Source organism: Spongiactinospora sp. 9N601 (assembly GCF_044326295.1).
Classification (GTDB): Bacteria; Actinomycetota; Actinomycetes; order Streptosporangiales; family Streptosporangiaceae; genus Spongiactinospora; species Spongiactinospora gelatinilytica.
Window position 1 is genome coordinate 407,603 of record NZ_JBIRBB010000003.1, and the last position, 21,870, is coordinate 429,472.

The following is a 21,870-nucleotide window of genomic DNA, read 5'->3' on the forward strand; positions in this document are numbered from 1 at the left end:
GCCGGATGAGCGATGATTCCTCCCCTTCTCCGATTCGGGCGTTTCTGCGGTTGCCCGGGGTGGGGCCGCAGGCCGTGTGCGGGCTGCTGGCGCAGGTCACCCAGCAGGTCGGGCCGATCGGGGCGGTACTGGTGGTCAAGGAGTCCACCGGTTCGCTGGCGCTCGGGGGGTTGGCCGCCGCCGCGATGTCGGCCGGGGTGGGGGTCGCGCGACCGGTGCAGGGGCGGATCATCGACCGGCGGGGCATCGGGGGCGTGCTGGTGGCCACCGCGCTGGTGCACCTTGGCGCGCTGCTCGGGCTGGTGCTGCTGGCCGCGGCGGGCGCGCCCGGGTGGTCGCTGGTCGCCCTGGCGCTGGTGGCCGGGGCGGGGCTGCCGCCGGTTTCGGTGAGCATGCGCATCCACTGGGGCGAGCGGATCGGTACGGAGAGCCGTACCGCCGCCTACAGCCTGGTCTTCCTGGTGCAGGAGCTGGCGATCTTGACCGGGCCGCTGGTGTTCGGGGCGCTCGTCGCGGCGGCGTCGGCGTCGGTCGCGCTGGGCGGGGTCGCCGCGCTGGCCGGAGCGGGCACGCTGGCGCTGGCCGGGGCGCTGCGCTCGTCCCGGCCAGCCGCGCCGGACGGGGGCAGGGGCCGGGTGCTGCGGTCGCCCGGCGTGCCGACCCTGCTCGGCGTGGTCCTGCTGCTGGGCGCGGCGATCGGCACGCTGGAGGTGGGGATGCCCGCGCTCGCGTCGGCGCAGGGGCAGCCCGCGGTGGCGGGCGTGCTGGTCGCGATGGTCTCGGCCGGAGGGATCATCGGCACCGCGGTGTACGGTGTGCGGCGCTGGACCTCGCCGCCGGCGATCCGGCTGATCTGGCTGCTCGCCTGGATGGGGGTGGCCCTGGCCCCGCTGGCCCTGCTCACCTCACTGCCGCCCGCCGGGGCCCTGCTGCTGGTAGCGGGTCTCACGCTCACCCCGGCGCTCACCTCGACCTCGCTGATCGTGGACGAACTGGTCCCGGCGGCTCGCGCGGAGGCGTTCGGCTGGCTGTCCACGGCCATCGGCGTCGGCGGCGCGGCCGGTGCCGCGGCGGCCGGCGCGGTCGGCGAGCGCGCCGGCCCCTCGGCGATCTTCGCACTCGCCGCACTGTTCGCCCTGCTGGGCGCCGCACTCGCCCTGGCCCGCCTCCGCCGCACCCCCCGGTAGAAGCGTCACGGCCCGCCGGTCAGGGGCGTGTCGGGGTGATGGCGGCGAGGAGGCGGTTGTTGCCGCGCTGCCACAGGGTGCCGACCTCGGCGAAGCCCGCGTCGCGCAGCGCGGCCAGGTGGGTGGACAGCAGGGGCGACTCGGTGTGGTCGCGTTCGGCCGCCGCCAGCATCTGCTCCCGCTCGGCCACCAGCCCGGCGAGCGCCGGGTCCGCCGCGGTCGCCTGCCACCATTCCGCCCAGTCTTCGGGACGGCCCTCGGCGAACCGGCGGCCGGTCTCGCGGTCGTGTACCAGCTTCTCCAGGGCGGACAACATGGGGCTGGTGTCGCCGGTGTCCATGTGGTCGCCGTTGAGCAGCAGCCCGCCGGGGCGCAGGACCGAGGCCACCTCGGCGTAGACCGCCCGCAGGTGCTCCTCGGCCAGCCAGTGCAGCGCGGTGGTGCTGACCGCGACGTCGGCCGGGCGGTCCAGGGTGAGGGCGTCGCTCCAGCCGGGCACGCGCAGGTCGAGCCGGGTGAAGTGGAGCCCGCGCACGTGGCCGTATCCGGAGCGGCCGAGGGACAGCAGCAGCGGATCGGCGTCGACCGCGGCGACGGTGGCCCGCGGGAGCCGGGCGAGCAGCCGGACGGCCAGCGACCCCGGCCCGCACCCGAGGTCGATCACCAGTGGGTCGGGCCGGCCGGCCGCGGCCTCCACCGCGTCCACCAGCGCGGTGAACCGGTCTTCCCGGTCGGGCAGGTAGCCCTCCTGCTGCACGTCCCAGCGGGCGATCCAATCGTGTGCGGTCTGCTGGCTGAGCGTCGGCACGAACGCCTCCTTGTGACTGTCGTCTATGATTTCGACAGTCATGAATCTACGGCGAAGGGCGTGACTGGTCAAGTGAATTTCAACAGTCACACGGACGGCGTGGTCGCGGTCGCGGTCGGCCTGGTGAACGTCCTCACGCACGGCACGCGGCGGGGCAGGGCCTATGCCCCGCCTGAAGGGGAGGAACGGCGGCGCGCGGTCGCCGAGTCGCTGCGGCCCGGCGGCGGCCGGGCGGAGATCGCCGATGAGGAGGTGGCGGAGCTGACCGGCATCGCCACCGAGCTGCGGGCCGTGTTCACCGCGGTGGGCAGGGGAGATGTCGACGCGGCGGCCGTACAGGTCAACCGGCTGCTGGAGGAGTACCGGGCCCGGCCGCATCTGGACCGCCACGACGGCGAGCCGTGGCACCTGCACTTCCACGGCTCCGATGGCAGCCCGGCCAGGGACTGGGCGGCGAGCTGCGCCACCGGGCTCGCCGTGGTGCTCGGCGGCGAACTGCACGACCGCCTGGGCGTGTGCACCGCGCCGGTCTGCGACCGCGTCTACGTCGACACCTCGCGCAACGGCACCCGCCGGTTCTGCTCCACCGCCTGCCAGAACCGCGTCAAGGCCGCCGCGTTCCGGGCCCGTTCGGGATCATCGGGCTGAGCCGGGCGCGGCGGTGGAAGGGGAGGCAGGGCTCAGGAACGCCTGCGGCTCAGCATGAAGGCGACATTGACCGCCACGACGCCGAGCCACAGCATGAAGGACAGCCCCATGTCGGCATCGTTGACGGCGGTGGTGATCGTGCCGATCAACCCGACGCCCAGCGAGACGATGGCCAGCGCCAGCACCTGGCCGTCGCCGCGCTTGGACTGGCCGGCCGGAGTCGGCGTGGGAAGGCCGGCGGCCCGCTGGCGGACCCGCTCCTCGATCTGCTGGTCCACCTTCTCCAAAAAGCCCTCGACGATGGCGTCCTCGTACTCGGGCCCGAGGTCGCGCCGTGCCGCGACGGCCGCCTTCAGTTCGTCTGCCGAGTCAGTAGTCATCATGTTCTGAGGTATAGCCGCGCCCGGCCGATCCTGTCCATCGGGGATGTCCCGGAGATTATCTGGCGAGAATGTCGTCCAGGTCATAGGAGACCGGGCGTTCGAGCTGCTCGTAGGTGCACGATTCCGGCGTGCGGTCCGGCCGCCAGCGGCGGAACTGCGCGGTGTGCCGGAACCTCTCGCCCTCCATGTGGTCGTAGGCCACCTCCATCACCAGCTCCGGCCGCAGCGGGATGAAGGACAGATCCTTCTTGGCGTTCCAGCGCGAGACGTTGGACCCCGGCCGCCGCGGCCCGCCCGGGGCCTGCTCGCCGCCGGCCTCGGCCGCGGGGGCCATCCACGCCCCCCACGGATGGGTGGCCAGGTCGGTGAGGTACGGCTTGACCTCCTCGACCAGCTCGGCCCTGCGCGTCATCGGGAAGGACGCGGCCACCCCCACGTGGTGCAGCCGGCCCGCGTCGTCGTAGAGGCCGAGCAGCAGCGAGCCGACGATCGGGCCCGTCTTGTGCTCCCGGTAGCCCGCCACGACCACGTCGGCCGTGCGCTCGTGCTTGACCTTGAACATCGTCCGCCGGTCCGGTTCGTACGGCAGGTCGCCGGGCTTCACCACGATCCCGTCGAGCCCGGCCCCCTCGAAGGTCTCGAACCAGCGCCCGGCCAGGTCCGCGTCGTCGGTGATCGGGGTCAGCCGTACCGAGCCGCCCGAGCCGCGGAACAGGCCGGCCAGCAGCTCGCGGCGGCGCCGGAACGGCGTCTCCATCAGGTTGTCATCGCCCAGGGCCAGCAGGTCGAAGGCGATGAACGAGGCCGGCGTCTGCTCGGCCAGCAGCTTCACCCTGGAGGCGGCGGGATGGATGCGCTGCTGTAGTGCGTCGAAGTCGAGCACCTGCCCCCGCCGCAGCACGATCTCGCCGTCCACCACGACGCGGTCGGGCAACTCGCGCCGCGCCGCCTCGACCAGTTCGGGAAAGTAGCGGGTGAACGGCCGCTCGTTGCGGCTGCCCAGGTAGACCTCGTCGCCGTCGCGGAAGATGATGCAGCGAAAGCCGTCCCACTTGGGCTCGTACAACAGGGTGCCGTCCTGTGCCGGCAGGCCCTTGACGGCCTTGGCCAGCATGGGCGCCACCGGTGGTTCGATGGGCAGGGTCATGGTTCCTCCCTGGCATATCTGGTGAAGAGGAACCCGTCCTCTTCGAGAATCTGCGCGAGGCGCAGCGGCGTGCGGCCGACCGGCCCGTTGAGCACCCGGGCCGCGCCCCCGCCGATCAGCAGCGGGCTGACCGTCAGGCACACCTCGTCGATCAGCCCGGCCGCGGCGAGCCCGCCGCCGAGCCGGGGCCCGCCCTCGCACAGCACGTGGTTCAGCCCGCGTTCGCGCAGCGCACGCAGGGCCTGGTCCGGTTCGACCCGATCGTCGCCCGCGACGATCACGTCCGAGATCGCCGCGGCGGCCTCCCGCCGGTCGGGCGGCGCGGCGGCGCAGGTGATCACGATCGGCCTGGCCTGCGCGCCGGTCGCCGCGAAGAACTTCCCGCCGAGGTCCAGGTCGATCCTGCGGGTCACCACCGCGATCGGCGGTGTCGGGGGGCGGCCGGCCCGCAGCTCGGCCCACGAGTCGCGCGCCTCCACCGGCCCGTACCCCTCGCTCCTGACCGTCGCCGCGCCCACCAGGATCACATCCGCCAGGCCGCGCAGCACCTGGAAGAGCCGCCGGTCGGCGGGGCCGGACAGCCCCTCGGAGACCCCTTTGGACCAGGCCGCGCCGTCCAGGCTGGCGACCATGTTGATCCGCAACCATTCGCGATCCGGGTACGCGTACGCCGTTGCCAGGTCCACCTCGACCCGCTCGGCTGGGTAGATTCGCCGCACCCCCCTACCTTGTCATAACCCACTTCCCACCTGCGATTTCCGGTGGTTTTCGCGCTGCTGTTCCCATCGGTGGCCATCTGCTGCTTGACGATGGACGTAAAGAACCTGCCATCGTCCGTCAAGCAGTGGGTGGGATCAGTCGGTGGCCCGCCGCCGGTACAGGATGCGCATGGAGCGGCCCGTGACCGCCACCGGCGTGCCCGCGGCCCATGCCTCGTCGGCGGGCGGCTCCTCGCGCGGCCCGTCGTCGGCCGTGTCGAGCACCGCCCGCCAGCCGTCGCCGTACTCCGCCTGCGGCAAGGTGAACGTGATGTCCTCGTGGTGGGCGTTGACCAGCAGCAGGAACGAGTCGTCGATGATCCGCTCGCCGCGCGGGCCGGGCTCGTCGATCGCCTCGCCGTTCAGGTAGACGGCCAGCGACTTGGCGTAGCCGGTGTGCCAGTCGGCGGCCGTCATCTCCTTGCCCGCCGGGGTGAACCACACGATGTCGCGCCGGCCGTCGGTGGCCAGGCGGCCGTGGAAGAACCGCCTGCGCTGGAAGACCGGGTGGGCCCGGCGCAGCGCCGCGACCGCGCGGACGAACTCCAGCAGCCCGGACTCGGCCCGGGCCAGTGACCAGTCCACCCAGGACACCTCGTTGTCCTGGCAGTAGGCGTTGTTGTTGCCCCGCTGGGTGCGCCCGAACTCATCGCCCGCGGTCACCATCGGCACTCCCTGCGAGACGAACAAGGTGGCCAGGAAGTTGCGCCGCTGCCGCCGCCGCAGCCGGACGATCTCAGGGTCCTCCACCGGGCCCTCCGCCCCGCAGTTCCAGGACCGGTTGTCGTCGGTGCCGTCCCGGTTGCCCTCGCGGTTGGCCTCGTTGTGCTTGCGGTTGTAGGAGACCAGGTCGTTGAGCGTGAACCCGTCGTGGCAGGTCACGAAGTTGATGGAGGCCACCGGGCGGCGGCCGGAGGAGGCGTACAGGTCTTGTGAGCCGGTCAGCCTGGAGGCGAACTCCGGCAGCATCGAGCCGTGGCCGCGCCAGAAGTCGCGCATCGAGTCGCGGTACTTGCCGTTCCACTCGGTCCACAGCGGCGGGAAGTTGCCCACCTGGTAGCCGCCCGGCCCGACGTCCCACGGCTCGGCGATCAGCTTCACCTGGGAGATCACCGGGTCCTGCTGGATGAGGTCGAAGAACGCGCTCAGCCGGTCCACGTCGTGCAGCTCACGGGCCAGCGCCGCGGCGAGGTCGAAGCGGAAGCCGTCCACGTGCATCTCCAGCACCCAGTAGCGCAGGGAGTCCATGATGAGCTGGAGGGCGTGCGGGGAGCGCACGTTGAGCGAGTTGCCGCAGCCGGTGTAGTCGAGGTAGTAGCGCCGGTCGCCGTCGTGCAGCCGGTAGTAGGCCGCGTTGTCGATGCCGCGGAAGCACAGCGTGGGCCCCATGTGGTCGCCCTCGGCGGTGTGGTTGTAGACCACGTCGAGGATCACCTCGATGCCCGCCTCGTGCAGCGCCCTGACCATCGCCTTGAACTCCGTCACCTGCTCGCCGCTCTGCCCGGAGGAGCCGTAGCCGTTGTGCGGCGCGAAGTAGGCGATGGTGTTGTAGCCCCAGTAGTTGGTCAGGCCCCTGGCCACCATCGCGTGCTCGGGCACGAACTGGTGTACCGGCATCAGCTCGACCGCGGTGACCCCCAGGCCGAGCAGGTGCTCGATGACCGCGGGGTGGGCCAGCCCGGCGTAGGTGCCGCGCTGCTCGCGCGGCACGGCGGGGTGGCGCATGGTCAGCCCGCGCACGTGCGCCTCGTAGATCACCGTCTGGTGGTACGGCGTGCCCGGCCTGCGGTCGGAGCCCCAGTCGAAGAACGGGTTGACCACCACGTTCTTCGGCATGAACGGCGCGCTGTCGGCGCCGTTGGCCCGCGCCGGGTCGGTGAAGCGGTAGGAGAACAGCGCCTCGTCCCAGGTGACCTCGCCCTCGATCGCCTTGGCGTACGGGTCGAGCAGCAGCTTGGCCGGGTTGCAGCGGTGCCCTCTGGCGGGCTCGTAGGGGCCGTGGACGCGAAAGCCGTACCGCTGCCCCGGCGTGATCCCCGGAAAGTAGCCGTGCCAGACGAACCCGTCGCTCTCCGGCAGATCGACCCGCTCCTCACGGCCCCGGTCGTCGAACAGGCACAGCTCGACCTTGTCGGCGACCTCGGAGAACACCGCAAAGCTCGTGCCGACGCCGTCCCAGGTGCCGCCGAGCGGATACGCCTGCCCCGGCCAGACCTCACGCATGTGGCCCCATTGTCCTCCCGTCCGGCCGTCTCGCGCAGGCCGTTCGCCCAGATGCCCCTCGTGCGCGCCCGCACCCGGCGAACAGGGCGGGCGCGCGGCGGGTGTCAGCCGATCGGCTCAGCCGACCAGCTCGGCGTTCAGGCTGATCGTCGTTCCGGCCAGCGCCTTGCTCACCGGGCAGTTCTCCTTGGCCTTCTCGGCGGCGGCCTGGAAGTCCGCCGCGGAGATCCCCGGGACCTGGGCCTTGACCGACAGCACGATGCCGGTGATGCCCTCTCCCGGCTGGAACGTCACCTCGGCGCTGGTGTCCACGGTCTGCGGCGGCGTGCCCGCTCCGGCCAGGCCGTGCGACAGCGCCATGGAGAAACAGGTGGAATGGGCCGCGGCGAGCAGCTCCTCGGGGGAGGTCTTGCCGTTGGCCTGCTCCGCCCTGGACGGCCAGGAGACGTCGTAGGAGCCGACGCCGGAGGACTCAAGGTCGACCGTGCCGGAACCGTCAATGAGTGCGCCCTTCCAGTGGGCGGTCGCCTTGCGCGTGGTAGCCATGTGGTGCTCCCTTCTACGGAGTAGAAGCCTATGGGGCGGGCGCCTTCATCCCGGCATCAGGTGGGCAGGGCGCGGCCGATGAGCGTGTCGAGGTCAGGCCCCGGTGGCAGGGTGCCGAACGCGCGGCCCCCGTCCCCGTCCAGCCGGGAGGCGCAGAAGGCGTCGGCGACCGCGGCCGGGGCCAGCCTTACCAGCAGAGATCCGCAGAGGACCAGGGCCATCTCCTCGGCGATCCGCCGGGCGCCGAACGCGGCTTCGTCGGCGGTGCGTCCGGCGAGGGCGGACAGCGAGCCGTGCAGCCGCTCCGCCGCCGCGTCGAGCCGCCGGTCCGCGCCCTTCGCCAGCGCCACCTCGGCCGTGAACGCCTCCCGCGCCTCCGGCTCGCGCGACAGCGCGCGCAGTACGTCGAGCGCGGCCACGTTGCCCGAACCCTCCCAGATCCCGTTCAGCGGCGACTCGCGGAACAGCCGGGGCATCTGCGACTCCTCCACGTAGCCGTTGCCGCCCAGGCACTCCAGCGCCTCGGCGGCGTGCGCGGGCGCACGGCGGCACACCCAGTACTTCGCCACCGCGACCGCCGTACGGCGGAACGCCGCCTCCGCCCGGTCCCCGCCCAGCGCCCGGTCGGTCGCGCCGGCCAGCCGGGTCATCAGCGTGGTCGCCGCCTCCGACTCCAGCGCGAGGTCGGCCAGCACGTTGCGCATCAGCGGCTGGTCGGCCAGCCTCCGCCCGAACGCCGAGCGGTGCCCGGCGTGGTGCACCGCCTGTACCACCCCGGCCCGCATGCCCGCCGCCGAGCCGATCATGCAGTCCAGCCGGGTCATGTTGACCATCTCCAGGATGGTCCGCACCCCGCCGCCCGCCTCGCCGACCAGCCAGGCGACCGCGCCCTCGTACTCGACCTCGGCGGAGGCGTTGGACCTGTTGCCGAGCTTGTCCTTCAGCCGCATGAGCCGCATCGCGTTGCGCGTGCCGTCCGGCAGCACGCGGGGCAGCAGGAAGCACGACAGGCCCTCCTCGGCCTGGGCCAGCACCAGGAACAGATCGCACATGGGCGCGGAGTTGAACCACTTGTGGCCGGTGAGAGCGTACCTGCCGGAGCCGAGCGGTTTCGCCCTGGTGGTCCCGGCGCGCACGTCGGAGCCGCCCTGTTTCTCGGTCATCGCCATCCCGGCCAGCAGCCCGCGTTTGCCCGCCGGGGGCCGCAGCCCGGGGTCGTAGGCGGGGGCGGCGAGCAGCGGTTCCCAATCGGCGGCCAGCCCGGGGGAGTGGCGCAGCGCCGCGACGGCGGCGTAGGTCATCGAGATCGGGCAGCCGTGCCCGGCCTCCACCTGGGACCACACATAGAACTTGGCGGCCCTCGCCACGTGCGCGCCGGGGCGTCCGGCGGTCCACGGCGCGGCGTGCAGCCCGTTCTCCACCGCGACGGTCATCAGTTCGTGCCAGGCGGGGTGGTACTCGACCTCGTCGATGCGATTGCCGTACCGGTCATGGGTGCGCAGGACCGGTGGGTGCTCGTTGGCCAGCCGTCCCCATTCCTGGGCGCGTTCCGAACCGGCCAGCGTGCCGAGCCGGCGCAGTTCTCCCGACGCCCAGCCGGCTCCCTCGCGCTCGATCCCTTCCATCAGCGCGGCGTCGGCGGACATGTCGTGACCGGCCAACTGCGGAGCCTGGTTGAAGATTTCATGAGTCACGTGAATGGCCTCCTGAAATGGACTATTGCCGCAAATATCCATATGTCACCAAAGGTCATAATCTGGCGGAACTTTGCCGTGGAACAGTGGCATGCTTGGGTGGGGTGAGGGGCCAGCCGGAACTGTCCGCGACGCTGGAGCGTGGTGTTTGGTGGAAGCGCCGGACGCGGTGGTCGACGACCGCCGACTGCATCAGCGCATCGTAGGCGGTGACGAGACCGCGCTGGGAGAACTCTACGATCGCCTCGGGCCGCTGATCGTCGGCATGGCGGTCAAGGTGACCCGCGACAGGTCGGTCGCGGAGGACATCGCTCAGGAGGTCTTCATCACCTTGTGGGAACGGCCGCTCGCGTACGATCCCGCCCGGGGGTCGCTGCGCACGTGGCTGGCGACCATCGCGCACCGCAGGTCGGTGGACCACGTCCGGGCCGAGGAGCGCAGGAAGGGCGCGGTGATCGGGCCGCGGCTGACCGAGCCGCGACCGCCCGGCCTGGAGGACCAGATCCTGGACGCCGACGAGGCGCACCGGGTGCGCCAGGCCGTCCAGCGGCTGCCCGCGGCGCTGCGCGAGGTCATCGAGCTGGCCTACTTCGGGGGACGCACGTACCGGCAGGTGGCCGACGAACTCGGCCTGCCCGAGGGTACGGCGAAGTCGCGGATCAGGTTGGGGCTGCGCACCCTCGCGGACGCCCTGACCGAGGAGGCCGTCTGACCATGGACGGGGCGACCGAACGACTCTATCTGGACGCACTGGACACGCTCTCCGACACCGTCCGGGTGCCCGCGCGGCCCGGACTGCTGGCCGCCGCCCGGACGCGCAGGCGGCCGATGCCGCCCGTGCCGGCCTGGGCCGAGCCGTACGCGGCGCGCGTCGCGGCGATGGACGCCCTGCTCGCCTCCGCCGACCCGGCCGACTGGGACACCGTGGTCGTCGAGGGCTGGAACATGCAGGAACTGGTCGCCCACCTGGCGGCCAAGGACGGCCTGCTGGCCGCCGCCGTCGGCGCGCCCGTGGGCGGGCCACCGGTCACCGCGGACGACGCGGACGGCCGTACCGCCGAGGTACAGGAGCACCAGCGCGGACGCCCGCCCGAACTCACCCGCGCGGACTGGCGGGCCCAGGCCGACGCGCTGTGCGGACGCCTGGGCGCGATGGGCGACGGCGACATCGTGGACCAGGGCGGCTTCACGGCCCCCGCGGCCGACCACGTGCTGGCCAGAATGCTGGAGACCTGGATCCACACCGACGACGCCGCCAAGGCGATCGGCCTGGCGCTGCCGCTCCCGCTGCCCGCCCACATCCGGCCGGCCGCCGACCTGTGCGTCCGGCTGCTGCCGCTGACCATGCTGGTCTCCGGCAGGGACGGCTCGGGCCGGGCCGCGCACGTGACCCTGACCGGGGAGGGCGGCGGAGAGTGGGACGTCGCCCTCGGCCTCGGCGAGACCGTGGCGGCCACGCAGGTCCGCATCACCTGCGACGTGGTGGAGTTCTGCTTCCTGCTGAGCGGGCGCGGACGGCCGGAGGAGTTCGCCGCCGAGATCGAGGGGGATCGGGACCTCGGCCGGGAGATCCTGCTCAGCGCGCCCGCCCTGTCCGGGCCGTGACGTACTCCTTTCGGAGTGGATTCCTCCGAAAGGAGGAAGGGAGGCGGTCGTCGCGCACCGTACATTGAAGGCGTGAGCGATGCGATGCGGGCCTCGGACGCCGAACGGGAAGCCGTGGTCGACCGGTTGAAGACCGCCTCCGTGGAGGGCAGGCTGACGCTCGGGGAGCTGACCGAGCGCACCGAGGCCGCTTACACGGCCACCACCAGGGCCGAACTCGACGCGATCATGTCGGACCTGCCCGCCGCCGGGCAGCAGGCCCCGCTCCCGGCCCAGCCACAGGGGCCCAGGCGCCGCTGGTTCGTCTCGGTGCTGGGTGAGACCAAGAGGCGCGGCAAGTGGCGCATCGACCAGCAGGTCGGCGCGCTCGCGGTGCTGGGCGACGTCGTGCTCGACCTGCGCGAGGCGGAGGTGCGCGGCGACATGGTGGACATCGTCGCCACCTCGGTGATGGGCGACATCAAGATCATCGTGCCGGACGGCGTGGTGGTCGACCTCGAAGGGCTCGCGGTCATGGGCGACAAGCGGGTCGATGTCGTGGAGGCCCCCTCCGGAGTGAACGCGCCGGTCATCCGGGTGAAGGCGTACGCGGTCATGGGCGATGTGAAGATCATCGGCGACTCGCGGGCCGACCCCATCCAGCGCGGGTTCGCCGCCTGGCGCGAGCACTGGCGGGCGCTCCGCCACGACCTCGGCCTGAGCGCGCCGCCCCCGCATCATCCCCCGCACCCCCCGCATTCCCCGCATCCCCCGCGCCCGCCGCGCCCTCCGCAGTGGTGAATCGCGGGCGGGCCGGCGTGCAACGCCGGAGGGCGCCCGGAGCGTAGATACGGGTGACACCCCCGTCTGTGAGGAGCCCGCATGCGCGATCGGGCGGACTTCGAGCGCTTCGTCGCCGAGCGCTCCGCCCGGCTGCTGTGCCGCGGCAGATCGCCTGGAAACTGTACACGGCCGCCGGTTTCGGCGGCGTGACGGCCGACATCGCCGGCGCGCTCGGCATGCGCGATGACGAACGACCCGCTGATCCCCCCGGCCCACGCCTCACCGGCGGGCTTGAGCGCCTGCGCGCCCTCGCCCGGGAGAGGCCGTACAACGGCCTCTCCGACGCCGAGAACCGCACCCTGGCCACCACGCGCCGGCCGGACGAGATCGCGGCCCTGGTGACCCTCCGCCTCACCGGCCGCGAAGGGTGACCGGGCCTACGCGCCGGCGGTGAGGTCCGAAGTGATCAGTGCCTCGGTGTGGCGCTGGAGGACGAGGGAGGCCAGTTCGGGGGAGGGGCCGAGGACGGCCGCGACGGTGTGCGCGCCGGCGGCGAGGGTGTCGCGGCGGATCTTGTCGGCGAAGTAGCCCGGGGCCAGCAGGTAGGGGGCCACGGCGACGCGGGGGGCGCCGGAGCGGAGCAGGCGGGCGACGGCCTCGGCCGGGGTGGGGGAGCCGGCCGAGGCGTACGCCGGGACGACCGACCACCAGGGGCGGGCGCGGCGCCAGTGTCCGGCGATGCCCGCCACGACGGCGTTGGCGCGGGGGTCGCTGGAGCCCGCCGAGACCAGCACGACGGCCGTGTCCGGGTCGCCGAGGGGGACGCCCGCCTCGGTGAGGCGGTGTTCCAGGGCGGTGACCAGCAGCGGGTGCGGGCCGAGCGTGGTGGCCCGGTGGACGCGCAGGCCGGGGGCGTGGGCCGTGGCGGTGGTCAGGGCGGCCGGGATGTCGACCCGGCTGTGGTACGCCTCGGTGAGCAGCAGGGGCAGCACGACGGCCTCGGGCAGGCCGCGGAGGGCCTGGCCGAGGGTCGGCGGGGCGTGGTCGAGGTAGGCCGAGCGCACCGGCAGGCCGGGACGCTCCCGCCGTACGAGGTCGAGCAGCTCCTCCACGGTCTCGGCGGCGCGCGGGTCTCGCGATCCGTGCGCGACCGCGACCAGTGGAACCCTGCGCGCGCCGGTGCCCGGCCCGGCCGGAGACCTCGGGAACTCGGCGAACTTGGCGAACTCGGCGAGTCCCGGCCCGGCCAGGGGCCGGGTCAAAGGTGGATGCCGCATTCGGTCTTGCCCATCCCGGACCACCGGCCGCTGCGCGGGTCGGCCCCGTCCAGGACCTGGCGGGTGCAGGGGGCGCAGCCGATGGACGGGTAGTTGTCGTAGTGCAGCGGGTTGATCAGCACGCCGTTGTCGGCGATGTAGTTGTCGACGTCTTCTTGCGACCAGGCGGCGATCGGGTTGACCTTGACCATCTGCCGCTTGGCGTCCCACTCGACGACCTTGGTGTCGACGCGGGTCGTGGCCTCGTCGCGGCGGATGCCGGAGATCCAGGCGTGGTACGGCTCCAGCGCGCGGTTCAGCGGCTCCACCTTGCGCAGGAAGCAGCACAGGTCGGGGTTGCGGCCGAACAGCCGGGGCCCGAGGTCGCGCTCCTGCTCCTCCACCGTGCGCGAGGGCTGGACGTTGATCAGGTTGACGTCGTACACCTGCTGTACGGCGTCGCGCGTGCCGATGGTCTCGGCGAAGTGGTACCCGGTGTCGATGAACAGCACGTCGATACCCGGCTTGACCCGGCTGACCAGGTCGATCAGCAGCGCGTCGCTCATCGAGGAGGTCAGGCACAGCCGGTCGCCGAAGGTCGCCGCCGCCCATCGGATGATCTCCCGGGCAGGGGCGCCCTCCAGGAACTCGGCGGCCGACTCGACGATGTCCTGGAGGTCGAGGGTGTTGCGCTGCTCACGTAGGCCGATCTCTATCTCCACCACACTCATTGGCTGCTCACCACTCCGATCCCGAGGAACTTCAGTTTGAACGCCCGTACGCAGGACCTGCAGAACCAGCCCCCATCGCCCTCGTACGGCTCCAGGTCCTCCTCACCGCAGTAGGGGCAGTGGAAGGGGACGGCGCGCTCGGTCATTTGAGGTCCGCCTCCTCCGCGCGCTGGACCCATTCGGCGAAGGTCTCGCCTTCCTTCTTCTGGGAGTCGAAGTTGCGTACCACGCGCTCGACGTAGTCGGGCAGCTCGGCGGCGGTGGCCTTCAGGCCGCGCACCTTGCGGCCGAAGCCGGGGTTGACCCCGATCGACCCGCCCAGGTGGATCTGGTAGCCCTCCACCTGGTTGCCGTCGCCGTCCACCACCAGCTGTCCCTTGAGGCCGATGTCGGCGACCTGGATGCGGGCGCAGGAGTTGGGGCAGCCGTTGACGTTGATGGTCAGCGGGTCGGTGAAGTCGGGCAGCCGCGCCTCCAGCTCGTCGATCAGGCGCGACGCGCTGGCCTTGGTCTCGATGATGGCCAGCTTGCAGTACTCGATGCCGGTGCAGGCCATCGTCTGGCGGCGGAACGTGGAGGGGTTGACCTGGAGGTCGGCGGCCTCCAGCTCGGCCACCATGGACTTCACCTGGTCGGGCGCGACGTCGAGGATGACCATCTTCTGCTCGACGGTGGCGGCGACCCTGCGCGAGCCGTGCCGTTCGGCGATGTCGGCGATCAGGTGGAGCTGGTCGCCGCTGACCCGGCCCACGCGGGGCGCGAAGCCGACGTAGAAGTTGCCGTCGTGCTGGGGGAAGACGCCGACGTGGTCACGGCGTCCGCCGCGCGGCAGCTCGGGCGAGGGGCCGTCGGGAAGGCTGTAGCCGAGGTACTCCTTCTCCAGGATCTCCCGGAACTTCTCCGCGCCCCAGTCGTGGACCAGGAACTTGATCCGGGCGCGGTGCCGCAGCCTGCGGTAGCCGTAGTCGCGGAAGACGCTCGCGACCCCGGCCCACACCTCGTGGACCTGCTCGGGCCGGACGAACGCGCCGAGCCGCTTGCCCAGCATCGGGTTGGTGGACAGGCCGCCGCCCACCCACACGTCGAAGCCCTTGGTGCCGTCGGCCAGCTCGACGCCCACGAACGCGATGTCGTTGATCTCGTGGACCGTGCAGTGCGCCGCGCAGCCGCTGATCGCCGTCTTGAACTTGCGCGGCAGGTTGGAGAACGCCGGGTCGCCGATGTAGCGGTCGAGGATGTCGCGGATCTGGGCGCGGCCGTCGATGGTCTCCTCGGCGTCGATGCCGGCCACCGGACAGCCGATGATCACCCGGGGGGTGTCGCCGCACGCCTCGGTGGTGGACAGCCCGACCGCCTCCAGGCGCTCCCAGATGTCCGGGACGGACTCGATCTCGATCCAGTGGAACTGGACGTTCTGCCGGTCGGTGATGTCGGCGGTGCCACGGGCGTAGTCGTTGGAGATGTCGGCGATCACCCGGAGCTGCTCCAGGCTGAGCTGTCCGCCGTCGATGCGGACCCGCAGCATGAAGTAGCGGTCGTCAAGTTCCTCCGGCTCGAGGATGGCGGTCTTACCGCCGTCGATGCCGGGCTTGCGCTGGGTGTAGAGGCCGAACCAGCGGAACCTGCCGCGCAGGTCGGCGGGGTCGATGGAGTCGAAGCCCCGCTTGGAGTAGATGTCGATGATCCTCTGGCGGACGTTGAGCCCGTCGTCGTTCTTCTTGTTCTCTTCGTTCTTGTTGAGCGGCTCGCGAAAACCGAGGGCCCATTGGCCTTCGCCACGCGGGCGCTTGTGGTGGCGGTTCGCCGGCCTGGCCGGGGTTGTCATGGCGCGGTCCTTTGCGTCAACGATCTGGCGAACGATCTGGCGGTGGACGCGCGGTTCAGGTCTGCCGCCCGGGACTCGCCGTCGAGTGCCGGGGCCGTCTCATGGAAACGACGCCTGACCGACCACGCGCCCAGGTGTGAGAACAGAACTGGGCAGGGTCAGCGGGCGTCGATACAGATCGCGCTGCGGACACGCAGGAAGTCGACGTGGCGTCGCACGACGAGAAGCGGATCCGCTGGCATGTCCCAAACGATACCTTCCACATCACGGATGTCCAATGTTGGGTCCACACTTTGGGATGGATGTCCGGATCGGGACGCTTCGGGTATGGGCCCTAAATCGGGATATCGGGCAGGTCAGCCCTGGCGGCGCCAGCCGACCGAGGGCTCGGGCGGGCGGGGCGGTTGGTGCTGGCAGTCGCACCAGGAGCCGCCCCGGCACTCGTCGTGCCGGCGTTCCTTGCACTTCTGGCAGATCACATCCTCATTATTTCCCGTTCGGGCACCGCGTCCCCAGCGGGTGGAGGGGGCAGTATCAGGGCATGCGCACCCTTCTGAACGTGATCTGGCTGATCTTCGCTGGGGTATGGCTGGCCGCCGGTTACGTCCTGGCGGGCATCATCTGCTGCATTCTGATCATCACCATCCCGTTCGGCGTGGCCTCGTTCAGGATCGCGGCGTACGCGCTGTGGCCGTTCGGGCGCACCATCCAGCGAGATCCGTCCTCGGGCTGCCTGACCACGATCGCGAACGTGATCTGGCTGATCTTCGGCGGGATCTGGCTGGCCATCGGGCACGTGGTGACCGCGATCCCGCTGTTCATCTCGATCATCGGCATCCCGCTGGGGATCGCCAACCTCAAGATGATCCCGATCTCCCTGCTTCCCCTCGGTGCCCGGATCGTGTCCGTGGACGACCCGTATTACCTGCCCAGATGACTCGTTAGCCGGGTGCGGGCCCGGGTAGTCTGCGAAACGTTCGTTATCGGCGGGCCGAATCGCCCGCAGCCGTGACCGTTGGGTGCCATGACGTCAACCGACGCCCCTTCGCAGGGGGCAAAGGGCGCGCTAGGCGGCAAACGCGACAAAACGCGTTGCCTGGCGCGCTGGGCGCGCCTGATCCGGCGCGTTCCCCGGACGGCCCTTAATCACGCCCGGACCGAACTCCGCCGGATCGCCGGCACCCGCACATGGGCCGTGGTGCGGGCCACCACCATGGCGGGCGTCGCCTACCGGGTGACCGGTCTCGCCGGAGAGGCGGCGTTCTTCGCGCTGCTGTCGCTGCCCCCGTTCGTGCTCGGGCTCATCGGCATCCTGGCGCACCTGAGCACCTTCCTCGGGCCCGATGTCGTCCAGGACGTGCGCAGGAACATCGAGGAGCAGGCGCACGTGCTGTTCACCGACAACGCGGTGGACCGGGTGGTGACCCCGCTGCTGGACGACGTGCTCGGCGGCGGCCAGGTCCCGCTGATCTCGCTGGGCTTCCTGCTGTCGCTGTGGTCGGGCTCCCGGGCGCTGTTCGTGTACGTGGACCTCATCTCGGTCGCCTACGGCCTCGGTGAGGAACGCGGCATCATCCGGACCCGGATCATGTCCTTCGGCCTCTACATCGTCGCGCTGCTCATCGCGCTCATCGTGATGCCGGTGCTGGTGGTGGGCCCGACCCTGCTGGTCGGCGTCATCCCCGCGCCCTACGCCGTCATGGTGGACGTGCTCTACTGGCCGGTGCTCGTGGCCGGCTCGGTGCTGTTCCTCACCGTGCTGTACCACGTGAGCGTGCCGGTGCGTACGCGCTGGTGGCGGGAGGTGCCCGGCGCGGTGCTCGCGCTGGTCATCTGGATCATCTGCGCCGCCGTGCTGCGCGCCGTGCTGGCCGCCTGGTTCACCCCGCTGTCGGTGTACGGCTCGCTGGCCGCGCCCATCGCGGTGCTGCTGTGGCTCTACATCACCGCGCTGGCGGTGCTGATCGGGGCCACGCTCAACGCCGAGGTGGACCGGCTGTGGCCGGTCGAGGGGGTGGCCCGCCCCGGCCGTTCGGCACGTTGATCCGGCCCACCCCGCCCCGAGCCAGATCCCGGGCCGGCCACATCCGCTATCGTCTAAAAGCGTCGCGACTGGCGCGTCAGGGGTGGGGACAAACCACCGGGGAGCGATTGGGGCGGAGGCCGTGCGCCTGGGTCTTCGCGGGATCTCAACTCAAGGAGGAGAAATGAGTCTCGCCCAGGTCGATCCACGGATCGCCGAGCTCATCGGGGCCGAAGAGCGCCGCCAGGCCGGCACCGTCAAGCTCATCCCGTCGGAGAACTACGTCTCCAAGGCGGTGCTCGAAGCCACCGGCACGGTCCTCACCAACAAGTACTCCGAGGGCTACGCCGGCCGCCGCTACTACGAGGGCCAGCAGGTCATCGACCAGATCGAGACCGTGGCCATCGAGCGGGCCAAGTCGCTGTTCGGCGTCGCGCACGCCAATGTCCAGCCCTACTCCGGCTCGCCCGCCAACCTCGCCATCTACCTGGCGTTCCTCCAGCCGGGTGAAACGGTGCTCGGCATGGGCCTGCCGTTCGGCGGCCACCTGACCCACGGCTGGTCGGTGTCGGCGACCGGCAAGTGGTTCAACCCGGTCCGGTACGGCGTGCGCCAGGACACCGGCCGCATCGACATGGACGAGGTCAGGGCGCTGGCCCTGGAGCACCGGCCCAAGCTGATCTTCTGCGGCGGCACCGCGATCCCGCGCCAGATCGACTTCCCGGCGTTCGCCTCGATCGCCCAGGAGGTCGGCGCGGTACTGGCCGCCGACATCGCGCACATCGCGGGCCTGGTGGCGGGCAGCGCGCACCCGACACCGGTCGGGCACGCCGACGTCATCTCCACCACCACCCACAAGACGCTGCGCGGCCCGCGCGGCGCGATGCTGATGGCCTCCGCGGACGAGCACGCGACCGCCCTCAACAAGGCCGTCTTCCCCGGCCTCCAGGGCGGCCCGCACAACCACACCACCGCCGCCATCGCGGTGGCGCTGCATGAGGCGGCCCAGCCGGACTTCTCGGTCTACGCCCACCAGGTGGTGACCAACGCCAAGGCCCTCGCCGAGGAACTGCTGGCGCGCGGGTTCGACCTGGTGTCCGGCGGCACCGACAACCACCTCATCCTGATCGACCTCACCTCCAAGGGCGTGGCGGGCAAGCCCGCCGCCCAGGCGCTCGACCGGGCCGGACTTGAGACCAACTACAACACGGTCCCGTTCGACCCTCGCAAGCCCTTCGACCCCTCCGGCATCCGCATCGGCACCCCCTCGGTGACCTCGCGCGGGATGGCCGAGGCCGAGATGCGGCAGATCGGCGCCTGGATGGACGAGGTCGTCGGGGCACTCGCCAAGGGCGACGCCGAGGCGGTCATCACCCGCGTCAGGAACGAGGTCACCGAACTGACCGCCCGCTTCCCGACCCCGGGCCTGTAACAGAACGCCGAGCGCCCGCCCCGCGGCGGGCGCTCGGGTTCCGGCCCCAGCCGGGCGATACGTCGCCGCCGGTTCCGGCCCTGGGCCCGTAGGAGAACGACGGCGAACACCCGCCCCGGGGGTGGCGGCTGCTCGGTTCGGCCCCAGGCGCGGGGACGCGGCGGGACAAGGTCATGGAGCCGACCGGGCGGTACTCGACCCTGGGGCTGTAGGGGAACGGCGAGCGCTCGCCCCGGGGGGTGGGTGCTTGGATCCGCTCCCAGGCGCGGGGACGCGGTGGGGCGAGGTCATGGAGTTGACCGGGTGGTACTTGCCCTTGGGTTTGTTGGGGAACGGTGAGTGTCCGCCCGGGGGGGTGGGTGCTTGGTTCCGGTCTCAGGTGGGGGACACGGCGGGCGGATATCGGAGTGACGCTCGGATCGGTTTCCGGTAGGGTTCGTGGCAAGCGGTCGTCTGGTTGTGGGCGGCCATGGCATCGGTTGGAGGTGTGGGCTATGCGGGTCTTTCTGATGTGCCCTGCGACGTCACTCACCTCTGGGATGCCCACGTCGGCCTGATCGAGGCCAGGCGCGCTTCGCGCGGCATCCCGCGAAACAAAGGATGCACCGATGTCTCTGCCAGTTGACGCTGGTTCTTTCGATCTTTCCCTACTCGGCTGGGACGACTCGCTCGCCGCCGAGCTGCCCGAGGGCACCACCCCCGCGCGAGTGGCGCGGGTCGACCGGGGAGCGGCCGAGGTGATCGCCGCCACCGGTCAGTTCCAGGTCCAGTACTCCGCCCAGGTCCGGCGGGCCGCCGCGGCCGACCCGCTGGCGCTGCCGTGCGTGGGCGACTGGGCCGCGCTGCGGGCGCTGCCCGAGGGGCGGCACGAGCTGGTCGCGCTGCTGTCACGGCGCACGGCCTTCGTCAGGGGCGGCGTGAGCCGTGACTCACGCGGCGGGCTGTCCGGCGACGGCCAGGGCCAGGTGCTCGCCGCTAACGTAGACGTGGTCTTCGTGGCCGAGCCGGCGATGCACGCCACCGACCTGGCCGACCTCGGCCGGGTGGAGCGGCTGGTGGCCCTGGCCTGGGAGAGCGGCGGCACGCCCGTCGTGGTGATCACCAAGACCGACCTGCTCCACCTGGGGCTCGACGACCTGCTCGACGACGTACGGGGCTCGGCCCCCGGCGTCGACGTCCACGCCGTCTCGGCGATGAACGGCGAGGGCGTGGAGGAGGTCCGCGGGCACCTGTCCGGGGCGAAGACGGCGGTCGTGCTGGGGCCGTCGGGGGCGGGCAAGTCCACGCTGGTCAACGCCATGGCGGGCGCGGAGGTCATGGAGACCCAGCAGGTCAGGGCGGGAGACGGGCGCGGCAGGCACACCACCGTGCACCGGGAGCTGATCCCGCTGCCCGGCGGCGGGCTGGTCATCGACACGCCTGGCATCCGCAGGGTGGGCCTCTATGAGATGAGCGACGGGGTCGACCTGGTCTTCTCCGACATCGAGGCGCTGGCGCAGGGGTGCAGGTTCGCCGACTGCGGCCACCAGAGCGAGCCGGGGTGCGCGGTGCTGGCGGCGGTGGAATCGGGGGAACTGGCCGAGCGGCGGCTTGCGAGCTGGTACAAGCTCCAGCGCGAGGCGGCCTGGATGGCGGCCCGGACCGACGCGCGGCTCCGCACCGAGCAGACCAGAAAATGGAAGATCATCCACAAGGAGATGCGCCGTACCGGCCGCAACCGCCCCTGACCCCGCCACCCTCCGTACGGCACCCGCCCATCGCCCCGCGCGTGCCGTACGGCCGGCCGGGTTCCTGTTGCCGCCGCCGCGATTCGGTGGCTATCGGCTGAGTTGGCCGCCTGCCGTACGGTCTCTGCGTGCGACCGCCGTAGGGGCGGGGGCGTGCCGTCGTGGCCGCGACTCGATGATCGTCGGGCGGGTCGGCCGCCTGTCGTACGGTCTGCGCGCCGATGGTCCGGGCGTACCTCGCAGGCGGGGTTTGTGGCGCCGTGCCCGCGATTCGGTGGTCATCGGCCGGCTTGGCTGCCTGCCGTACGACTTGTGCGCCGTCGGCGCCTCGCGGCCGGGTTCGGTGTTCGTGTGTGGGGGTGGGTGCGAGGACGACTTGGGGCTTGGTGTGGGGGTAGGGCGAGGTACATGGGTGAGCATGGGGTGCGGCTGCCCTTCTTGGACCGGGCGGAGGCCGGGCGGCTGCTCGCCGGCAGGCTGGTGGGGCTGGGGCTGGCGGCGGGTGCCGAAGGGGGCGGCGGGAGGCCGGTGGTGCTCGCGTTGCCGCGTGGGGGGCTGCCGGTCGGGGCGCCGGTGGCGGAACGGCTCGGCGGGGTGCTCGACGTGCTGGTCACCAGGAAGATCGGTTATCCGCCGCAGCCCGAGCTGGGCGTCGGGGCGATCGCCGAGGGCGGTGAGCCGGTCTTCGACACCGGGCTGATGCGGCGGCTGGGCCTGTCACAGGACGCGCTGGCCGCCGTGGTGGAGGAGGAACGGGCCGAACTGCGCCGGCGGGTGGCCGCCTATCGGGGCGATCGGCCGCTGCCCGAGCTGGGCGGGCGCGATGTCATCATTGTTGACGACGGGCTGGCCACGGGGAACACGGCGCGGGCCGGGCTGCGCGCGGTACGCAAGGAAGGCCCCGCGCGGCTGGTGCTTGCCGTACCGGTCGGTGCGCCGGAGACGGTAGCGTCGATGCGGAAGGAGGCCGATGAGGTCGTGGTGCCCGCGGCGCCGCCGGAGTTCCAGGCGGTCGGCCAGTGGTACGCACGGTTCGGGCAGCTCTCCGATGCCGATGTGCTGGACGTGCTTCGCCGCTACGGGCCGAACGCGTGATCATGCAGTGCATGATCACG

General features: G+C 71.7%; 22 protein-coding genes and 1 riboswitch. Of the genes, 11 read left to right on the top strand and 11 right to left on the bottom strand.

Annotated elements, in window-relative coordinates:
- The first annotated feature begins 5 nt into the window (after positions 1-5).
- Positions 6-1,187 carry an MFS transporter gene (locus ACH34R_RS08825; RefSeq protein ID WP_397560786.1) on the top strand — a complete coding sequence of 394 codons (1,182 nt, stop codon included), beginning with the start codon at positions 6-8 and terminating at the stop codon, positions 1,185-1,187.
- A 19-nt stretch (positions 1,188-1,206) separates the two neighbouring features.
- On the opposite strand, the gene ACH34R_RS08830 is transcribed toward ACH34R_RS08825, so the two are convergent.
- Positions 1,207-2,037 carry a class I SAM-dependent methyltransferase gene (locus ACH34R_RS08830; RefSeq protein ID WP_397560787.1) on the bottom strand — a complete coding sequence of 277 codons (831 nt, stop codon included), beginning with the start codon at positions 2,035-2,037 and terminating at the stop codon, positions 1,207-1,209.
- A 30-nt stretch (positions 2,038-2,067) separates the two neighbouring features.
- Between ACH34R_RS08830 and ACH34R_RS08835 the strand changes: the two genes are divergently transcribed.
- Positions 2,068-2,643: a CGNR zinc finger domain-containing protein gene (locus ACH34R_RS08835; protein WP_397560788.1), complete on the top strand. Its 576-nt coding sequence runs from the start codon at positions 2,068-2,070 to the stop codon at positions 2,641-2,643.
- 32 nt (positions 2,644-2,675) lie between these two features.
- On the opposite strand, the gene ACH34R_RS08840 is transcribed toward ACH34R_RS08835, so the two are convergent.
- The 6 genes from ACH34R_RS08840 to ACH34R_RS08865 form a co-directional block, all read right to left on the bottom strand.
- A complete protein-coding gene (locus ACH34R_RS08840; protein ID WP_397560789.1) occupies positions 2,676-3,026 on the bottom strand; it encodes a hypothetical protein in 351 nt (116 codons plus the stop codon).
- Between the two features lie 55 nt (positions 3,027-3,081).
- The gene (locus ACH34R_RS08845) at positions 3,082-4,173 is read right to left on the bottom strand and encodes an ATP-dependent DNA ligase (protein WP_397560790.1); all 1,092 of its coding nucleotides are present in this window, start codon (positions 4,171-4,173) and stop codon (positions 3,082-3,084) included.
- Positions 4,170-4,892, bottom strand: coding sequence for a pyrimidine reductase family protein (locus tag ACH34R_RS08850; protein WP_397560791.1), 723 nt, complete (start codon positions 4,890-4,892; stop codon positions 4,170-4,172). The genes ACH34R_RS08845 and ACH34R_RS08850 overlap by 4 nt, the downstream gene beginning before the upstream one ends.
- Before the next feature lie 135 nt (positions 4,893-5,027).
- Positions 5,028-7,154 carry a glycogen debranching protein GlgX gene (gene glgX / locus ACH34R_RS08855; RefSeq protein ID WP_397560792.1) on the bottom strand — a complete coding sequence of 709 codons (2,127 nt, stop codon included), beginning with the start codon at positions 7,152-7,154 and terminating at the stop codon, positions 5,028-5,030.
- A 117-nt stretch (positions 7,155-7,271) separates the two neighbouring features.
- Positions 7,272-7,700 carry an OsmC family protein gene (locus tag ACH34R_RS08860; RefSeq protein WP_111169749.1) on the bottom strand — a complete coding sequence of 143 codons (429 nt, stop codon included), beginning with the start codon at positions 7,698-7,700 and terminating at the stop codon, positions 7,272-7,274.
- A gap of 56 nt (positions 7,701-7,756) precedes the next feature.
- Positions 7,757-9,436 carry an isovaleryl-CoA dehydrogenase gene (locus ACH34R_RS08865; protein WP_397560793.1) on the bottom strand — a complete coding sequence of 560 codons (1,680 nt, stop codon included), beginning with the start codon at positions 9,434-9,436 and terminating at the stop codon, positions 7,757-7,759.
- A gap of 109 nt (positions 9,437-9,545) precedes the next feature.
- Between ACH34R_RS08865 and ACH34R_RS08870 the strand changes: the two genes are divergently transcribed.
- The 4 genes from ACH34R_RS08870 to ACH34R_RS08885 all read left to right on the top strand — a co-directional run bounded on the left by ACH34R_RS08870 (position 9,546) and on the right by ACH34R_RS08885 (position 12,192).
- The gene (locus ACH34R_RS08870; RefSeq protein ID WP_397561027.1) at positions 9,546-10,106 is read left to right on the top strand and encodes a sigma-70 family RNA polymerase sigma factor; all 561 of its coding nucleotides are present in this window, start codon (positions 9,546-9,548) and stop codon (positions 10,104-10,106) included.
- A 2-nt stretch (positions 10,107-10,108) separates the two neighbouring features.
- Positions 10,109-10,999 (top strand): maleylpyruvate isomerase family mycothiol-dependent enzyme, encoded by an 891-nt coding sequence (locus tag ACH34R_RS08875; RefSeq protein ID WP_397560794.1) that lies wholly within the window; start codon positions 10,109-10,111, stop codon positions 10,997-10,999.
- A gap of 72 nt (positions 11,000-11,071) precedes the next feature.
- Complete coding sequence (locus ACH34R_RS08880) at positions 11,072-11,779, top strand: DUF1707 domain-containing protein (RefSeq protein WP_397560795.1); 708 nt, start codon at positions 11,072-11,074, stop codon at positions 11,777-11,779.
- 137 nt (positions 11,780-11,916) lie between these two features.
- Positions 11,917-12,192 carry a hypothetical protein gene (locus ACH34R_RS08885; RefSeq protein WP_397560796.1) on the top strand — a complete coding sequence of 92 codons (276 nt, stop codon included), beginning with the start codon at positions 11,917-11,919 and terminating at the stop codon, positions 12,190-12,192.
- Positions 12,193-12,198: 6 nt separating this feature from the next.
- Here the strand turns inward: ACH34R_RS08885 and ACH34R_RS08890 are convergent, their stop codons facing one another.
- From ACH34R_RS08890 to ACH34R_RS08905, 4 genes are all read right to left on the bottom strand, one after another.
- The gene (locus tag ACH34R_RS08890) at positions 12,199-12,921 is read right to left on the bottom strand and encodes a sirohydrochlorin chelatase (RefSeq protein WP_397561028.1); all 723 of its coding nucleotides are present in this window, start codon (positions 12,919-12,921) and stop codon (positions 12,199-12,201) included.
- 98 nt (positions 12,922-13,019) lie between these two features.
- Positions 13,020-13,748 (bottom strand): phosphoadenylyl-sulfate reductase, encoded by a 729-nt coding sequence (locus ACH34R_RS08895; protein ID WP_397560797.1) that lies wholly within the window; start codon positions 13,746-13,748, stop codon positions 13,020-13,022.
- The gene (locus tag ACH34R_RS08900; RefSeq protein WP_111171873.1) at positions 13,745-13,894 is read right to left on the bottom strand and encodes an Insertion element protein; all 150 of its coding nucleotides are present in this window, start codon (positions 13,892-13,894) and stop codon (positions 13,745-13,747) included. The genes ACH34R_RS08895 and ACH34R_RS08900 overlap by 4 nt, the downstream gene beginning before the upstream one ends.
- Positions 13,891-15,573: a nitrite/sulfite reductase gene (locus tag ACH34R_RS08905; protein ID WP_397560798.1), complete on the bottom strand. Its 1,683-nt coding sequence runs from the start codon at positions 15,571-15,573 to the stop codon at positions 13,891-13,893. The genes ACH34R_RS08900 and ACH34R_RS08905 overlap by 4 nt, the downstream gene beginning before the upstream one ends.
- Before the next feature lie 541 nt (positions 15,574-16,114).
- On the opposite strand from ACH34R_RS08905, the gene ACH34R_RS08910 reads away from it, so the two are divergent.
- From ACH34R_RS08910 to ACH34R_RS08930, 5 genes are all read left to right on the top strand, one after another.
- Entirely contained in the window at positions 16,115-16,510 is a 396-nt protein-coding gene (locus tag ACH34R_RS08910; RefSeq protein ID WP_111171718.1) for a YccF domain-containing protein, read from the top strand.
- An 87-nt stretch (positions 16,511-16,597) separates the two neighbouring features.
- The gene (locus ACH34R_RS08915; protein WP_397560799.1) at positions 16,598-17,617 is read left to right on the top strand and encodes a YihY/virulence factor BrkB family protein; all 1,020 of its coding nucleotides are present in this window, start codon (positions 16,598-16,600) and stop codon (positions 17,615-17,617) included.
- Positions 17,618-17,671: 54 nt separating this feature from the next.
- A riboswitch (ZMP/ZTP riboswitch) is annotated at positions 17,672-17,757 on the top strand.
- A 23-nt stretch (positions 17,758-17,780) separates the two neighbouring features.
- On the top strand, positions 17,781-19,028 hold the full coding sequence (gene glyA / locus ACH34R_RS08920; protein WP_397560800.1) for a serine hydroxymethyltransferase: 1,248 nt from the start codon (positions 17,781-17,783) through the stop codon (positions 19,026-19,028).
- A 608-nt stretch (positions 19,029-19,636) separates the two neighbouring features.
- Complete coding sequence (gene rsgA, locus ACH34R_RS08925; protein WP_397560801.1) at positions 19,637-20,755, top strand: ribosome small subunit-dependent GTPase A; 1,119 nt, start codon at positions 19,637-19,639, stop codon at positions 20,753-20,755.
- Between the two features lie 408 nt (positions 20,756-21,163).
- The gene (locus ACH34R_RS08930; protein WP_397560802.1) at positions 21,164-21,850 is read left to right on the top strand and encodes a phosphoribosyltransferase; all 687 of its coding nucleotides are present in this window, start codon (positions 21,164-21,166) and stop codon (positions 21,848-21,850) included.
- Positions 21,851-21,870 lie beyond the last annotated feature (20 nt).

Coding starts and splice junctions, on each gene's coding strand:
- ACH34R_RS08900 (WP_111171873.1), bottom strand. CDS start 13,894: ATGACCGAGCGCGCCGTCCCCTTCCACTGCCCCTACTGCGGTGAGGAG.
- ACH34R_RS08930 (WP_397560802.1), top strand. CDS start 21,164: ATGGGTGAGCATGGGGTGCGGCTGCCCTTCTTGGACCGGGCGGAGGCC.
- ACH34R_RS08910 (WP_111171718.1), top strand. CDS start 16,115: ATGCGCACCCTTCTGAACGTGATCTGGCTGATCTTCGCTGGGGTATGG.
- ACH34R_RS08825 (WP_397560786.1), top strand. CDS start 6: ATGAGCGATGATTCCTCCCCTTCTCCGATTCGGGCGTTTCTGCGGTTG.
- ACH34R_RS08915 (WP_397560799.1), top strand. CDS start 16,598: ATGACGTCAACCGACGCCCCTTCGCAGGGGGCAAAGGGCGCGCTAGGC.
- glyA (WP_397560800.1), top strand. CDS start 17,781: ATGAGTCTCGCCCAGGTCGATCCACGGATCGCCGAGCTCATCGGGGCC.
- ACH34R_RS08865 (WP_397560793.1), bottom strand. CDS start 9,436: ATGGATATTTGCGGCAATAGTCCATTTCAGGAGGCCATTCACGTGACT.
- ACH34R_RS08860 (WP_111169749.1), bottom strand. CDS start 7,700: ATGGCTACCACGCGCAAGGCGACCGCCCACTGGAAGGGCGCACTCATT.
- ACH34R_RS08845 (WP_397560790.1), bottom strand. CDS start 4,173: ATGACCCTGCCCATCGAACCACCGGTGGCGCCCATGCTGGCCAAGGCC.
- ACH34R_RS08840 (WP_397560789.1), bottom strand. CDS start 3,026: ATGATGACTACTGACTCGGCAGACGAACTGAAGGCGGCCGTCGCGGCA.
- glgX (WP_397560792.1), bottom strand. CDS start 7,154: ATGCGTGAGGTCTGGCCGGGGCAGGCGTATCCGCTCGGCGGCACCTGG.
- rsgA (WP_397560801.1), top strand. CDS start 19,637: ATGTCTCTGCCAGTTGACGCTGGTTCTTTCGATCTTTCCCTACTCGGC.
- ACH34R_RS08905 (WP_397560798.1), bottom strand. CDS start 15,573: ATGACAACCCCGGCCAGGCCGGCGAACCGCCACCACAAGCGCCCGCGT.
- ACH34R_RS08830 (WP_397560787.1), bottom strand. CDS start 2,037: ATGACTGTCGAAATCATAGACGACAGTCACAAGGAGGCGTTCGTGCCG.
- ACH34R_RS08895 (WP_397560797.1), bottom strand. CDS start 13,748: ATGAGTGTGGTGGAGATAGAGATCGGCCTACGTGAGCAGCGCAACACC.
- ACH34R_RS08875 (WP_397560794.1), top strand. CDS start 10,109: ATGGACGGGGCGACCGAACGACTCTATCTGGACGCACTGGACACGCTC.